The following is a 15075-nucleotide window of genomic DNA, read 5'->3' on the forward strand; positions in this document are numbered from 1 at the left end:
GTTGTAAATACTGAACGCTGTCGCCATGATAACGCTCAATATTCCAACAACCTGAATCCCTGGAGGCGCAAGCATTGGACGTCGGTGAACGACTGCAATCCATCCGTAAGCTCAAAGGCCTTTCGCAGCGTGAGCTCGCCAAGCGCGCGGGTGTCACCAACAGCACGATTTCGATGATCGAGAAGAACAGCGTCAGTCCCTCGATCAGTTCGCTGCGCAAAGTACTGGGCGGGATTCCCATGTCCATGGTCGAGTTCTTTTCTGAAGAAATCCTGCAGGAAAAACCGACGCAGATCGTCTACAAAGCCAACGAGCTGATCGATATTTCCGATGGCGCCGTGACCATGAAACTGGTCGGTCGGGCACACCCGAGCCGGGCTATCGCGTTTCTCAATGAAATCTACCCGCCAGGCGCCGACACCGGTGACGAGATGCTCACCCATGAGGGCGAGGAAACCGGCATTTTGGTGGAGGGTCGACTGGAACTGGTGGTCGGGCTGGAAACTTTTGTGCTCGAGGCCGGCGATAGCTACTACTTTGAAAGTACCAAGCCGCACCGTTTCCGAAATCCGTTCGATGCGCCGGCGCGACTAATCAGCGCAGCGACACCGGCGAATTTCTGAGTAAAGAAGGCGCCCTGCCAGTCAGGCCGAGGCACCCGGGCGGTTTTTCCGCTGCAGCATAAGACCCCTTCGACTTTGGGGTTGTTTCAGTGTGGCGGGCTTACCGCTATACTTGCGCCCGCCTGCGAACCGTGGCCGTAGGCGTGACTAGCCACCATTGAGGGTGAACGCGTGAACCTAATTATGAAAATGCTGGCTGCACCAGCAACCGTATTGGCCCTATGGGCTGTCAGCGCTCAAGCTGCGACGAACGACGATATTGCCAAACGCCTTGAACCGGTCGGTCAGGTCTGTGTACAGGGCAAAGAGTGCAAGGGGATGGAAGTTGCTGCTTCTGCGGGCGGTGGCGGCGGTGCCAAGACCCCGGACGAAGTGATTGCCAAACATTGCAACGCTTGCCACGGTACTGGCCTGTTGGGCGCACCGAAAATCGGTGACGCTGCTGCCTGGAAAGAACGTGCCGATCACCAGGGTGGCCTCGACGGTATCCTGGCCAAGGCCATTACCGGTATCAACTCGATGCCGCCTAAAGGCACCTGTGCCGACTGCTCGGATGCCGAGCTCAAAGGCGCGATCCAGAAGATGTCCGGCCTGAAATAAGCCCGGGTCTTCAGCGAAAAAACCGGCCTCGGCCGGTTTAATGAGATGGTCACCCCACACCCTGCGAGGGCTACGCTTTCGCAGGGTGTTTTGTTTTCGCAGGCCATCATCATGAGCGAGTCAGCGCTGATCGGTATCGATCTCGGTAAACACAGTTTCCACCTTCACGGCCAGGATAAGTCGGGTCGTGAGGTGTTTCGCAAAAAATGCTCACGACCGCAGGTGATGCATTTTTTCGGCAACCTGCCGAGCTGGGTAGTCGTTTGCTGAGCTTGCCGTGTGTCGGGCCGATCACCTGGAGATGGGCGATGGTCAGCGGTACCGATGCAGTCGCGATTTTGCTGCGTCCGTTGGCTTGGTGCCCAGGCAGTACAGCACGGGTGGCAAGGCCAACCTGCCGGGGATCAGCAAGCGCGGTGACAAGCACCTGCACTCAGTATGAAGCAGGGCCAGACGCGCTGAACGCCTGACCCTGCGGTTGTTGCAGTACCACGAATCACCCTTCAGGTTTTGCGATAGCTGAACAACGGATGACGTGAACGGCCTACCGGCCTGGCGAAGATCCTGACACAAAAATCGGCTCCAGAAGCCGACGGTTTTTTAAGGATCGTCAGGCGCGACTCTCATCGTGGCGCTGGGGCATGCCCCAAACAGACGCCGGATAGATTTAAGCAAGCCAACCACTTCAGCCACTAATCAGTATTGCAAAAATGGGGGTGACCATAGATTTTTGTGCCTGCGATTTGTGCGGGAGGCTATCCATTGCAGCAAAGACCCGGCAAGCTCGGTCCAACCCCGATTCACGGAATGTAAGGGAGGATCACATGGTGCAGCTGTGTTCTATCGAGCAAGCGGTCGATGACGTACTGGCGCGGTTGCCGGCGCACATTCACATGGGCTTGCCCCTCGGCCTGGGCAAACCCAACCACTTCGTCAACGCGCTGTACCGGCGCATCGCGCAACTGCCGCAGCGGCAGCTGACGATCTACACCGCGCTGTGCCTGGGTCGTCCGTCACTGGGTGACGGTTTGCAGAAGCGCTTTCTCGAACCCTTTATCGAGCGCGTATTTGGCGACTACCCGGAACTGGATTTCCTCGCCGAACTGCGACGCGACAACCTGCCGGCGAACATCCATATCCAGCAGTTCTTCATGCAGCCGGGCAGCCTGCTGCATAGCGCATCGGCCCAGCAGGATTACGTCAGCAGCAACTACAGCCATGCCGCGCGGGACATCAACGCCGCCGGTTTGAACCTGATCGCGCAACTGGTGGCCAGCCATTCCGAGCACCCCGATCGCCTGAGCCTGAGTTGCAACCCGGACATTACCCTCGACCTGTTCCCGATGATCGCCAAACGGCGGGCGGCGGGGGAGACGATCCTGCTGGTGGGCCAGGTGCATAACGATTTGCCCTACATGCCTGGCGACGCGGAAATCGGCATCGACACCTTCGATCTGCTGGTCGACGAAAAGGACGACAGCACGTTGTTCTCGACGCCGAACATGCCCGTGGGTTTCCAGGATCACTTCATCGGCCTGCACGCCAGCACATTGGTACGCGACGGCGGCACGTTGCAGATCGGCATCGGTTCCATGGGTGATGCACTGACGGCGGCGTTGCTGGCACGGCAAGCCGACAATGGCGGTTACAAGGACTTGCTGGCGGACGTGAATCTGAGCCAGTGGGCGCAGTTGATCGACCGTGAAGGTGGTCTCGAACCGTTCGCCAAAGGCCTGTACGGTTGCAGCGAAATGTTCGTCAACGGCTTGCTGGTACTGGCCGATGCCGGGATCGTGCGGCGCAAGGTGTATCCCGATGTGCCGACTCAGCAACAGGCCAACGCCGGCACCCTCGATGAAGCCGCGCAAACCGACGGCATCTCGGTGCACGGCGGTTTCTTCCTCGGGCCGCGCAGTTTCTACGAGCGCCTGCGCGAGCTGCCGCAAAGCAAACGTCTTGAATTCAACATGACCCGCATCAGCTACATCAACGAACTGTACGGGCAAGAAGAGCTCAAGCGTTTGCAGCGCCTGGATGCGCGGTTCATCAACACCGTGTTCACCATGACTCTTCTGGGTGCTGGTGTGGCCGATCAGCTTGAAGACGGACGCGTGCTGAGCGGCGTGGGCGGGCAATACAACTTCGTTGCCCAAGGCCATGCGCTGGAGGGCGCGCGTTCGGTGTTGCTGCTGCGCAGCTGGCGCGAGGCGGGCGGGGACGTCAGCTCGAACATCGTCTGGCAGTACGGCCACTGCACGATCCCAAGGCACCTGCGCGACATCGTGGTCACCGAATACGGCATCGCTGACTTGCGCGGCAAGACCGATGCGGCGGTCATCGAGGCGTTGCTGAACATCAGCGATTCGCGGTTCCAGTCGGGGCTGATCCAGCAAGCCCAAAGCGTGGGCAAGCTGCCGAAAGACTTTCGCCTCGACCCACGCTTCGCCGACAACAGCCCGGAGCGTTTACAAGCGATTCAGGCACGGCATCCGAACCTGTTTCCGGAATATCCGCTGGGCTGCGATTTCACTGAGGTGGAGCGCGACGTGTTGCGGGCGCTGAACTGGCTGAAGAGCAAGTTCAAACTGACGGAGATTCTGGAACTGGGCAAAGCGGCACTGGATGCGCCAGAGGCATCGATGTTTCCCGAGCATCTGGAGCGGATGCAACTGACCAACCCTGACGGGTTGAAAGAGGACTTGTTCCAGCGCCTGCTACTCACCGGCCTGAAAGCCACCCCACAATAACAACCATCCCCAAACAACTGTGGGAGCCGGGCTCGCCCGCGATGAGGCAATAACATTCAACATCGATGTTGTCTGTTCAGCCGCCATCGCGGGCAAGCCCGGCTCCCACAGGTTCGGTGCTGTACTGGTTTATTCGATGAAGGTCACGACACCGCCGGCCAGCGATTGCACGCGAGCCAGGGATTCCACGCGATAACCCTGAGCATCCAGTTCGGCACGACCGCCCTGGAACGACTTCTCGATCACGATACCCAGGCCCGCCACGGTCGCGCCGGCCTGTTTGATGATCGAGATCAGCGCTTGCGATGCCTTACCGTTGGCCAGGAAGTCATCGATGATCAGCACGCGATCGCTGCTGGTCAGGTGGCGCGGGGAGATCGCCACGGTGCTTTCAGTCTTCTTGGTGAACGAGTAAACGGTCGCCGACAGCAGGTTTTCAGTCAGGGTCAGGGACTGTTGCTTGCGGGCGAAGATCACCGGCACGCCGAGGTTCAGGCCGGTCATGATCGCCGGAGCGATGCCCGAGGCTTCGATGGTGACAATCTTGGTGATGCCCGAGTCCTTGAACAGTGCGGCGAATTCGTCGCCGATCAGCTTCATCAGGGCCGGGTCGATCTGGTGGTTCAAAAAGGCGTCTACCTTCAGGACCTGATCGGAAAGCACGATGCCTTGTTCGCGGATTTTCTGGTGCAGTGCTTCCATGAAGCGTTCCTCTACTGGCGCCAAATGCGCCTAGTTTGTAAAAAGTGTTCGGTTAAAAATGCTTTGATTAAAAAGTGCTCAATTCTAGCGCTTTAACATCGCGCGTATATCCGCCAATGCGGTATTTCCGCGAACGGCTTTGACTTCAACCGGCGTGTCGTCGTTGCCTTCCCACGCCAGATCGTCCGGCGGCAGCTCATCGAGGAAGCGGCTCGGCGCGCAATCGATGATCTCGCCGTACTGCTTGCGCTTGGCGGCGAAAGTGAAGGCCAGGGTCTGACGCGCGCGGGTAATCCCGACGTAGGCCAGGCGGCGTTCTTCTTCGATGGTGTCGGCTTCGATGCTGGAACGGTGCGGGAGGATTTCCTCTTCCATGCCCATGATGAACACGTACGGGAATTCCAGGCCTTTGGAGGCGTGCAGCGTCATCATCTGCACACCTTCGGCGCCGTCTTCCTCTTCCTGCTGACGCTCCAGCATGTCGCGCAGCACGAGTTTGCCGATGGCATCCTCGACGGTCATCTCGCCTTCTTCGTCCTTCTCCAGGGTGTTTTTCAACGCCTCGATCAGAAACCAGACGTTGCCCATGCGGTAATCGGCGGCCTTGTCACTGGAGCTGTTGGTGCGCAGCCAGTTCTCGTAGTCGATGTCCATGACCATGCTGCGCAGCGCCGAGATCGGGTCTTCGCCAGAGCACTGCTCGCGCACCTTGTCCATGAAGCGCTTGAAACGCGACAGGCGATCGGTGAAGCGCGTGTCCAGATGCTCGCCCAGGCCGATTTCGTCGGTGGCGGCGTACATCGAGATTTTGCGTTCGGTGGCGTAGTTGCCGAGCTTTTCCAGGGTGGTCGAACCGATCTCCCGGCGTGGGACGTTGATCACCCGCAGGAAGGCGTTGTCGTCATCCGGGTTCACGATCAGGCGGAAGTAGGCCATCAGGTCCTTCACTTCCTGACGTCCGAAAAAGCTGTTACCGCCGGACAGGCGATACGGAATCTGGTGGTGTTGCAGCTTCAGCTCGATCAGCTTGGCCTGGTAGTTGCCGCGATACAGGATCGCAAAATCGCTGTAGGGGCGGTCCGTGCGCAAGTGCAGGGTCAGCAGTTCCACGGCCACGCGCTCGGCTTCGGCGTCTTCGTTGCGGCAGCGGATCACGCGGATCTCGTCGCCGTGGCCCATCTCGCTCCACAGCTGTTTTTCGAATTCGTGCGGGTTGTTCGAGATCAGTACGTTGGCGCAACGCAGGATGCGGCTGGTGGAGCGGTAGTTCTGCTCCAGCATCACCACTTTCAAGGACGGGTAGTCATCCTTGAGCAACATCAGGTTTTCCGGACGCGCGCCGCGCCAGGCGTAGATCGACTGGTCATCGTCGCCGACCACGGTGAACTGGTTGCGCGTGCCGATCAGCAGTTTCACCAGCAAATACTGGCTGGCGTTGGTGTCCTGGTATTCGTCCACCAGCAGGTAGCGGACTTTGTTCTGCCACTTTTCGAGGATGTCGGCGTGTTCCTGGAACAGCTTCACCGGCAGCAGGATCAGGTCGTCGAAGTCCACCGCGTTAAACGCCTTGAGCGTGCGCTGGTAGTGGGTGTAGACGATGGCGGCGGTCTGTTCCTTGGGGTTGCGCGCGTTTTCCAGGGCTTCGGCAGGCAGGATCAGGTCGTTTTTCCACGAGCCGATCATGTTCTTGATCTCGTCGACGCCGTCGTCGCCCGCGTATTCCTTCTGCATGATGTCGGTCATCAAGGCTTTGACGTCAGTCTCGTCAAAGATCGAGAAGCCCGGTTTGTAGCCCAGCCGCACGTGTTCCTTGCGGATGATGTTCAGCCCCAGGTTGTGGAAGGTGCACACCGTCAGGCCACGGCCTTCGCCGCCCTTGAGCAGGGTGCCGACCCGTTCCTTCATCTCGCGCGCGGCCTTGTTGGTAAAGGTCATGGCGACGATGTACTGGGCGCGGATGCCGCAATTCTGGATCAGGTGCGCGATCTTTCGCGTGATCACACTGGTCTTGCCGGAGCCTGCGCCGGCGAGCACCAAAAGAGGGCCGCCGACGTAGCTCACGGCTTCTTGCTGCCGGGGATTGAGTCGGGACATACGGAATTCAGGGGGTCATTTATGAAATGGGCCGGCATTTTAACAGGCTCAGCGAATTCTGCTGCTCTGTCCGACTTGTGACGCAACACGCTTTCTCTAATTGCCGGTTTTGTTACTTTCAAGCAGGATGCGCGGTGAATCTGCGGCTAATGTTCGTATTCCTGACACAAAGTCACGTTTGACAACTGATGTCATTTGGTCATTGGTTAGCGGCGCGGCATAATGCCTGCCGCCTACATCTTTGCAGAGTCTAGGGAGCTAGCTTGTCTACGCCTGTCGAACCCTTGCGTTTGCTGCTACTGGCCGAAGAGCCAGCGTGGGCAGCGTTGTTGCGCGAGTGTCTGGCTCCGATGGGGAGCTCGGCCGTGCTCATCAGCGCGCCGAGCTGGGAGTCGGTCAGCAGTCTGTTCGATGACAATCGCCATGCGGTGTTGTTGACTGTTCCTGCACTTCAGCCGCTACCAGGCCGTTGCAGCTTGCCGACGGTGTTGTTGCTCGAACACGAGCCACTGATGCCGCCCGATGGTGTGAGTGACTGGCTGGTGCGCGACCTGCTCGATGCCGGGATGCTGCGTCGTTGCCTGCGGCATGTGCGCGAGCGCGGCCTGCTGGAAAACACCCTGCAACGCCTGGCTGAGCAAGATCCGCTGACCGGCATCGCCAACCGCCAGGGCTTCCAGACCCTGCTGGCCGCACGCCTGGCGGAAAACGAAGGCCGTGGCCTGGCCCTCGGTCACCTAGACCTCGACAACTTCCGTCACGCCAACGATGCCCTTGGCCACCAGGCCGGCGACCGCTTGATCCTGCAAGTGGTCGCGCGGCTGAAAAGCCAGCTTGAGGCCGGCGATCAACTCGCGCGCCTGGGCAGCGATGAGTTCGCCTTGCTGATCGACACCCGCCGCGCACCTCAACGTGCCGAATGGATGGCCGAACGCATCACCGAAGCGCTGGCCGAACCCTACTGGGTCGACGGTGAAAGCCTGTTGATCGGTTCCAGCCTGGGCATCGCCCACGCCCGGGCCCAGGCCGGCGCCGACCCGCTGATGTGGCACGCGCACATCGCCATGCAGCAGGCCAAGAGCACGCAAGGCTGCACCTTTCACATTTTCAACGAACGCATCAACCGCAACGCCCGCAGCATGGCCGACCTTGAAAGCGAGCTGCGCCGGGCCTTGCGCCGTGACGAGCTGGAACTGCATTACCAGCCGCGCCTGAACATGGCTGACGGCCAGATCGTCGGCCTCGAAGCCTTGGTGCGCTGGCGGCATGCCGAGCGCGGCTTGCTGGCGCCCAGCGAATTCGTGCCGCTGGCCGAGCAAAGCGGTTTGATCGTGCCGCTCGGTTACTGGGTGATTTCCCGGGCGCTGCGGGACATGCAGGCCTTGCGCGAACAGGGCCTGCCGGCGCTGCACATGGCGATCAACCTGTCATTCCGGCAGTTCCAGGACAGCCAATTGCTCTCCACGCTGAGCCGGCTGATTGCCGAACGCGGCGTCGAAGCACAGTGGCTGGAGTTCGAACTGACCGAAACCGCCGTGATGCGCCGCAGCGATCTGGTCAAGCAAACCATGGACGCCCTCGGACGCCTGGGCGTGCGCTTCTCCCTGGATGACTTCGGCACCGGGTTCTCCTCCTTCGTGCACCTCAACAGCCTGCCGATCGCCTTGCTCAAGGTCGACAAGAGCTTTGTCGGCGGCATGGAAGAGCGTGAAGAGAACCGCAAACTGGTCCACGCGATGATCAACCTGGCGCACAACCTCAATCTTGAGGTCGTCGCAGAAGGGGTGGAAACAGTGGAGCAGCTCGATTTGTTGCGCGGGTTTGGTTGTGATCAGGTGCAGGGTTATCTGATCAGCAAGCCGCTGCCGTTGGCGGATCTGGTTGAGTACCTGACCTTCGGCAGCGATCAGTTGCCAGTGCTGGAAGTCGTGAGCTAACCCAAATCCCTTATAGAAGTGAGCCTGCTCGCGATAGCGGTGTATCAGTCAGCATCGTTGTTCACTGACAGACCGCTATCGCGAGCAGGCTCACTCCTACAGGGGGATTTCATTCGGCCTGAGCGATCTTGAATCCTTGAGATTGAGGCTCCTGCCGAATCATCCGTTTCATCTTCCATTCAAACGCCAGCGTCAAACTCACCGCTGCGCACGCCAGCCCCAGCGCCAACCCCCACCAGACCCCCGTCGGCCCCCAGTGCAAATGGAAGGCCATCCACCACGCGGCCGGTGCGCCTATCAGCCAGTAACAGCCCAACCCGACCAGGAACGTGGTCTTGGCGTCCTTGAGCCCGCGTATGCAGCCCATGGCGATGGTTTGCGTACCGTCGAACAGCTCGAACCACGCTGCCACCGCCAGCAGGCTTACAGCCAGTTCAATCACGGGGCGGAACGCCGGGTCGTTGTGGTCCAGGAACAGGCCGATCAACTGATTCGGCAGGAACCAGAAGACCATCGCAAAGCCCAGCATCGCCGCCGCGCCGAAGGCAATGCCGACCCGTCCGGCCAACCGTGCATCCAGTAACTGCCCGGCGCCATAGTGCTGACCGATGCGCATGGTGATCGCGTAGGAAAGCCCCGCCGGAATCATGAACGCCACCGAAACAATCTGCAGGGCGATCTGGTGCGCCGCCAATTGCGTGCTGCCCATGGTGCCCATGCACAGCGCGGCGAACGCAAACAGTCCGACTTCCACTGCGTACGTGCCGCCAATCGGCAGGCCGAGGCGCCACAGTTCTTTCAGGTACTGACGGTTCGGCCGTGACAGGCCCTGGCGCAACGGATAGGCGTCATATGCCGGATGCCGGCGGATGTGCAGGGCCAGTGCCACCGCCATCAGGTTAGCGACAATCGCTGTCACCAGCCCAATGCCCATCAAACCCATTTTCGGCAGGCCGAACATGCCGGTGATCAACGCATAGTTGAGCAGGAAGTTGGCCACGGTACCGCCGAGGCTGATGACCATCACCGGCGTCGCCCGGCCGATGGCGCTGGTAAAACCGCGCAACGCCATGAAACTCAGGTAACCGGGCAGGGCGAACGGCAGGATCAGCAGAAACTGCCCGGCGGCGTGGACGTTGGTTTCGGTTTGGCCGAACAGCAGCAACACCGGTTTGAGGTTCCACAGCAGCAGTCCGGCCACCAGCGCCATCAACCACGCCAGCCACAATCCGGCCTGGGTCAGTCGTGCGGCGCCAACAATGTCACCCGCGCCCTGACGAATCGCCACTAAGGTGCCGACCGCCGCAATCACGCCGATGCAGAAAATCGACACGAACGAGTAGGTCGCCGCACCCAGACCGCCGCCGGCCAACGCTTCGGGGCTCAGGCGCGCCATCATCAAGGTGTCGGTGAGGACCATCAGCATGTGCGCCAACTGCGAGGCAATCAGCGGCCCCGCCAGCCGCAGGATGGCCCAGAGTTCAATACGCGCTGGATGCTTCATGGTCATCACGCTCGATTATCAAAGAGGTCTGGAAAGCGTCGATTCTCGGCGCTTCACGGGGTTAACACAAAGGGATAAAAAGGATGGGTAGCATGAGTCAGACTCATGCTGAACAGATTCTGCTACGGTAGCCGGATTGCGCTATAGGAGCTTTCCTCATGTCCCGTCGTCTTCCTCCCTTGTATGCCTTGCGCGCATTTGAAGCGGCGGCGCGGCACAGTTCATTCACCCGCGCGGCTGAAGAACTGTCGATCACCCAGAGTGCGGTGAGCCGGCATATCCGTACGCTCGAAGAGCATTTCGCCTGTCGGTTGTTTCACCGCAGTGGGCGAAATTTGCAACTGACCGAGTCGGCGCGGTTGATCCTGCCGGGCATTCGTGACGGTTTCACCGCCCTGGAGCGCGCCTGCAATACCTTGCGCGCCGAAGACGACATCCTGCGCATGAAAGCCCCCTCGACCCTGACCATGCGCTGGTTACTGGCGCGGCTCAGCCGTTTCCGGCACCTGCAACCGGGCAATGAAGTGCAACTGACCAGCGCCTGGATGGACATCGATTCGGTGGACTTCAATCAGGAGCCGTTCGATTGCGCCGTGATCCTCAGCAACGGGCATTTCCCGCCGGACTGGGAGGCCACGCTGCTGTTCCCCGAGGAGCTGATCCCCGTCGGCGCGCCGAATCTGCTGAACGACCAGCCGTGGGACGTCGCGCGTTTGGCCAGCACTGAGTTGCTGCACCCGACACCGGATCGGCGTGACTGGCGCAGTTGGCTCGACCGCATGGGCCTGACCGATGAGGTCTCGCTCAAGGGCGGCCAGGTGTTCGACACCCTGGAGCTGGGCATGATCGCCGCCGCGCGGGGCTATGGCGTGTCCATGGGGGATTTGCTGATGGTGGCGGAGGATGTCGCACAGGGGCGCTTGAGTCTGCCGTGGCCGACGGCGGTCGCCAGCGGTGAGAATTACTACCTGGTCTGGCCGAAAACCCGCCCCGGAGGTGAACGTTTGCGCAGGCTCAGCGATTTTCTGCTGGGAGAGGTCCGGGCCATGGATTTACCGGTTGTGCAGCGTTTGAGCTGAATCGATAGAGCCCACGCAGTAGAGGCCTTGAGCCATATCCGGGCTATTTACTCAAGTATTCGGTTTTGCCGCCGAAAATCTGCAAGTGGAACCTTCGTGCTGGTTCGACGCTTTTCCCCATTATCTGGAAAATTTTGCTGAGTGCTCAGCCCGATCAAGCAGGATCAGGTCGCTCGGCCAGGAGCTGTCATGTCTCAACCCCGTGCCCGGATCGCCTCACAGCTTGGTCTTGCGCTTGCCGTGATACTGGCGATTGTCATCACTGGCAGTACCGTGTTCGCCCTGCGTTCGCTGGACACTGCCAACCTCGCCACCCGCGAAGAGCACCTGGCCAGTGAGGCCCGGTTGCTGGCCGATCAGTTGAGCACCTTTCACGGCACCTTGCGTGAAAGCACCCAGCGTCTGGCCGGTCTGTTCGAGAAGCGCTTCAGCGTCGGTCTGAGCGTGCACCCGGAGGAGCCGGTGGCGGTGGCGGGCACGCAGACTCCGGGCTTGCACCTGGGTAGCGAAGTGTTGAACAACAATTTCAAGGAAGTCGACGAGTTCAAGCAAATGACCGCGGGCGTGGCGACGTTGTTCGTGCGCAGCGGCGAAGACTTTATCCGGGTCAGCACCTCCCTGACCAAACAGGACGGCAACCGCGCCATCGGCACGCTGCTCGATCACGCTCATCCGGCGTATGCACGCTTGATGGCGGGGCAGAGCTATGTCGGTCGCGCCTTGCTGTTTGATCGCTCCTACATGACGCAATACACCCCCGTGCGCGACAGCAGCGGCAAGGTGATTGCCGTGCTCTTCGTAGGGTTCGATTACACCGACGCGCAGAACGCGCAGTTCGAGAATCTCAAGCGTTTCCGCATCGGCCAGACCGGCTCCCTGGCGTTGCTCGATGAGCAAAGCAAATGGCTGGTGCCGATTTCGGGTGTGCAGGCACTGGATCAAGCTGTCCCGGCCATCGTCGGACTGGCGAAGACACCGGGAAAAGGCCAGTTCTGGAGTGATAAATCCGAAGATTTCTACAGCGTGTCCGTGCCGTTCGATGGTGGCCCATGGTCGGTGGTGGCGAGCATGCCAAAAGCTGAAATCAGTGCGGTGACCTGGAGTGTCGGCATTCAATTGGCCATTGGCAGTCTGCTGGCGATGTTGATCGCGGTCGGTTCGGCTGTCTGGTTGCTGCGCAGCAAACTCGCGCCGCTGGGTGATCTGGTGCGTCAGGCCGAAGCCTTGGGCGCCGGTGATTTGAGCGTGCGCCTGAACGTGGCGAGCAACGACGAGATCGGTCAACTGGCCCGCGCGTTCAACCAGATGAGTCAGGCCCTGTCGACCATGGTCGAGCACATTCGCAAGGCCTCGGCCGAGGTCAACAGCCGTGCGCAGGCATTGTCCGGTCTGTCCGGTGGCGCCTACGAAGGGATGGAGCAGCAGTCCGGCGAGATCACCAGCATGGCCGGCGCCGTGGAGGAATTCAGCGCCACGTCCCTGAACATTGCCGACAACATGGGCAACACTCAGCGGCTCGCCCAGGAAAACGCCCAGCAAACCCAGATCGGTCGTACCTCGATGGACGAAGCCTCAGCATCGCTGGAACAAATTGCCGGAGCGTTGAACAGCACCGCGACGGTGATCAACACCCTGGGCCAGCGTTCCCAGGAAATCGGCGGTATCGTCGGTGTGATTACTGCGATTGCCGAACAGACCAACCTGCTGGCGCTGAACGCCGCCATCGAAGCGGCTCGCGCCGGTGAGCAGGGCCGTGGCTTTGCGGTGGTGGCCGATGAGGTGCGTAACCTGGCATCGCGCACTCGTCAGGCCACTGACGAAATATCCGGGATGATCAGCAGCATCCAGCAAGAAACCGGCAACGCCATCAGCACCATGGAACAGGGCAATGTGTTGATGCAGGAAGGTCTGTCGCGGAACGCCAATGTGGCTTCAGCCCTGGCGCGGATCGATGAGCAGAGCCGTTCGGCCGGTCAGCAGTTTGCGGCGATTACCACCGCGACTCAGGAGCAAAGCAGCACGGCGACGTTGCTGAGCAGCAACCTGCAGAGTATTGCGTTGGCGAACAGTGAACAGCGGGAAGTGGTGTCGAACCTGGCGGTGACGGCCAAGGAGCTGGAAAGCCTGGCGGCGGACTTGCGCCAAGAGGTTGACCGGTTTCGTTGAGGCGCCTTTGAAATCGCTTTCGCGAGCAGGCTCCGCTCCCACAGGGTTATAGGTTGTTCCGCTCTCTTGTGAGCGACACAAATCCTGTGGGAGCGTGGCTTGCCCGCGATGGGCCCACCTTAGTATTCAAGCCAAGTGACTAGTCGCACTTGGCATTGCTCGACACTTCCTTGGTCGCCTGTTTCAGCTGACTACCCAGCTCAGCCGCATTGGTGCTGCTGTAAACCCGGCCACCGGTGTTTTCAGCGATGCAGCGTGACGGGCCACCGGCGCCGATTTTCACCACGTTGACCCGCAAGCGCGGTTGTTCCCTGGCGATTCGGCGGGACACCGCGCAAGCGTCTTTCTGGCAACCGTCCTCACCGTCGACAAACATCACGATCACCGCATCGTTATTGCGCCCGTCGACCGTGCTCGCTGCGTAGGCCAGGCTGTCGGCCAGCGGCGTACCGTCGTTGGGCACCAGTCCGCGGATCCCGTTGATCAACCGCTGACGGTCGCCGAACCGGAACACGCCCTGGTCCGGTGTTCTTTCGCAACCGGCGAAGGTGATCAGGCGTGTGTCGATCTTTGGATCGAGCCCGTTGATCATGCCGGCCAGCGAGTCCTTGGCGACGTCCATGCGGCTGGGCTTGGCGAAAATTTGCCGGGTGCGGTTCACGTCCAGGTACTTGTTCATCTCATTGCCGAAGAACCAGTCCTCATCGGATTTCACCGACTTGATGTTCAAGTCCATCGAGCCCGAGGTGTCGAGTACCACCACAAATTGCGGAGGCACGGCATCCGGCGCTTTTTTACGGCACGCGTAGTTATCCAGCGTCGGGGCTGGAGGTGGCGGCGGTGGTGGCGGTGGCGGTGGCGGCGCGGCCGGTTTTGGTGGTGGGACCGGCTTGGGTGGCGGCACTGGTTTTGGTTCGGGCACCGGTTCTGGTTCCGGAACAGGTTCCGGTTCCACGACAGGCTCGGGAACTGGCTCTGGAACAGGCTCAACCGGTTTCTCGACGGGCGTCACCACGGGCGCGACCGGCGCAACCGGTGGCACCACGACAACGGGTTCACGGTGCAGGAACCACCAGAGCCACAGCGCCAGCAGCAGCAACAGCAATGCGAGCAAGGCCGCCGCGATCCACCAGCCACGACGCGACGGCGGTACGACCGGCACCACCGGGACCACCGGCGGCACGATGGGCTTGGGCGGACGCTGGTGCCAGCGCACCACCAACGGCTCACCGTTGAGGCTGTAGAGTTTGTCCAGCTCTGGCGTACCGAGCAGGCTGCGCAGGTCTTCCGCGTCCTTCGGTTGACCGCGTCGTTGCAGTTCGTCCGCCAGCTGTCCGAGGGACGTCTGACGCACTTCATAGGTTTGCAGCAAACGTCGTTGCGCGTCCTCGTTGAGGTCGGCGTAGGGCGTGGGTTGGCCACCCAGTTCGGTCCACCATTCCAGCACGTCGCCGCTGCCCATCCGCGGGATGGCAAACAGGCTGGCGACGGTCGGCGGAAAGTGTTTCTGGATGAGGGCGACTTTGGCTTGCAGCGCACTCATCCCCTCCGGTGTGGCTTGCGCATCCCTGATGACCCGCTGCATGACGACGATTCCTGAAAAAGTGCGGGCCTCCGTCGGGA

General features: G+C 60.6%; 10 protein-coding genes and 1 pseudogene. 7 read left to right on the forward strand and 4 right to left on the reverse strand.

Annotated elements, in window-relative coordinates; genetic code table 11:
- Positions 1-74 precede the first annotated feature (74 nt).
- From D882_RS0128480 to D882_RS0128500, 4 genes and pseudogenes are all read left to right on the forward strand, one after another.
- A complete protein-coding gene (locus D882_RS0128480) occupies positions 75-623 on the forward strand; it encodes a cupin domain-containing protein (RefSeq protein ID WP_007947433.1) in 549 nt (182 codons plus the stop codon).
- A 183-nt stretch (positions 624-806) separates the two neighbouring features.
- Positions 807-1223 carry a cytochrome c5 family protein gene (locus D882_RS0128485; RefSeq protein ID WP_027926368.1) on the forward strand — a complete coding sequence of 139 codons (417 nt, stop codon included), beginning with the start codon at positions 807-809 and terminating at the stop codon, positions 1221-1223.
- 248 nt (positions 1224-1471) lie between these two features.
- Positions 1472-1653 (forward strand): annotated as a pseudogene (locus tag D882_RS1000000133655) (transposase); the annotation flags it as partial.
- A gap of 394 nt (positions 1654-2047) precedes the next feature.
- Positions 2048-3970 carry an acetyl-CoA hydrolase/transferase C-terminal domain-containing protein gene (locus D882_RS0128500; protein ID WP_027926369.1) on the forward strand — a complete coding sequence of 641 codons (1923 nt, stop codon included), beginning with the start codon at positions 2048-2050 and terminating at the stop codon, positions 3968-3970.
- A 129-nt stretch (positions 3971-4099) separates the two neighbouring features.
- Here D882_RS0128500 and D882_RS0128505 read toward each other — a convergent pair whose 3' ends face one another.
- Together D882_RS0128505 and rep are read right to left on the reverse strand one after the other, a co-directional pair.
- Positions 4100-4672, reverse strand: a complete 573-nt coding sequence (locus D882_RS0128505; RefSeq protein WP_027926370.1) for a xanthine phosphoribosyltransferase — start codon at positions 4670-4672, stop codon at positions 4100-4102.
- Positions 4673-4756: 84 nt separating this feature from the next.
- The gene (gene rep / locus D882_RS0128510) at positions 4757-6766 is read right to left on the reverse strand and encodes a DNA helicase Rep (RefSeq protein ID WP_027926371.1); all 2010 of its coding nucleotides are present in this window, start codon (positions 6764-6766) and stop codon (positions 4757-4759) included.
- 263 nt (positions 6767-7029) lie between these two features.
- On the opposite strand from rep, the gene D882_RS0128515 reads away from it, so the two are divergent.
- The gene (locus tag D882_RS0128515; RefSeq protein WP_027926372.1) at positions 7030-8703 is read left to right on the forward strand and encodes a bifunctional diguanylate cyclase/phosphodiesterase; all 1674 of its coding nucleotides are present in this window, start codon (positions 7030-7032) and stop codon (positions 8701-8703) included.
- 109 nt (positions 8704-8812) lie between these two features.
- Here the strand turns inward: D882_RS0128515 and D882_RS0128520 are convergent, their stop codons facing one another.
- Positions 8813-10207, reverse strand: a complete 1395-nt coding sequence (locus D882_RS0128520) for a NorM family multidrug efflux MATE transporter (RefSeq protein ID WP_027926373.1) — start codon at positions 10205-10207, stop codon at positions 8813-8815.
- 158 nt (positions 10208-10365) lie between these two features.
- On the opposite strand from D882_RS0128520, the gene D882_RS0128525 reads away from it, so the two are divergent.
- Together D882_RS0128525 and D882_RS0128530 are read left to right on the forward strand one after the other, a co-directional pair.
- A complete protein-coding gene (locus D882_RS0128525) occupies positions 10366-11286 on the forward strand; it encodes a LysR substrate-binding domain-containing protein (RefSeq protein WP_027926374.1) in 921 nt (306 codons plus the stop codon).
- A gap of 189 nt (positions 11287-11475) precedes the next feature.
- Complete coding sequence (locus D882_RS0128530; protein ID WP_027926375.1) at positions 11476-13452, forward strand: methyl-accepting chemotaxis protein; 1977 nt, start codon at positions 11476-11478, stop codon at positions 13450-13452.
- 139 nt (positions 13453-13591) lie between these two features.
- Here the strand turns inward: D882_RS0128530 and D882_RS0128535 are convergent, their stop codons facing one another.
- A complete protein-coding gene (locus D882_RS0128535) occupies positions 13592-15037 on the reverse strand; it encodes a VWA domain-containing protein (RefSeq protein ID WP_027926376.1) in 1446 nt (481 codons plus the stop codon).
- Positions 15038-15075: the final 38 nt, after the last annotated feature.

The organism is Pseudomonas sp. URMO17WK12:I12 (assembly GCF_000514395.1).
Classification (GTDB): domain Bacteria; phylum Pseudomonadota; class Gammaproteobacteria; order Pseudomonadales; family Pseudomonadaceae; genus Aquipseudomonas; species Aquipseudomonas mucoides.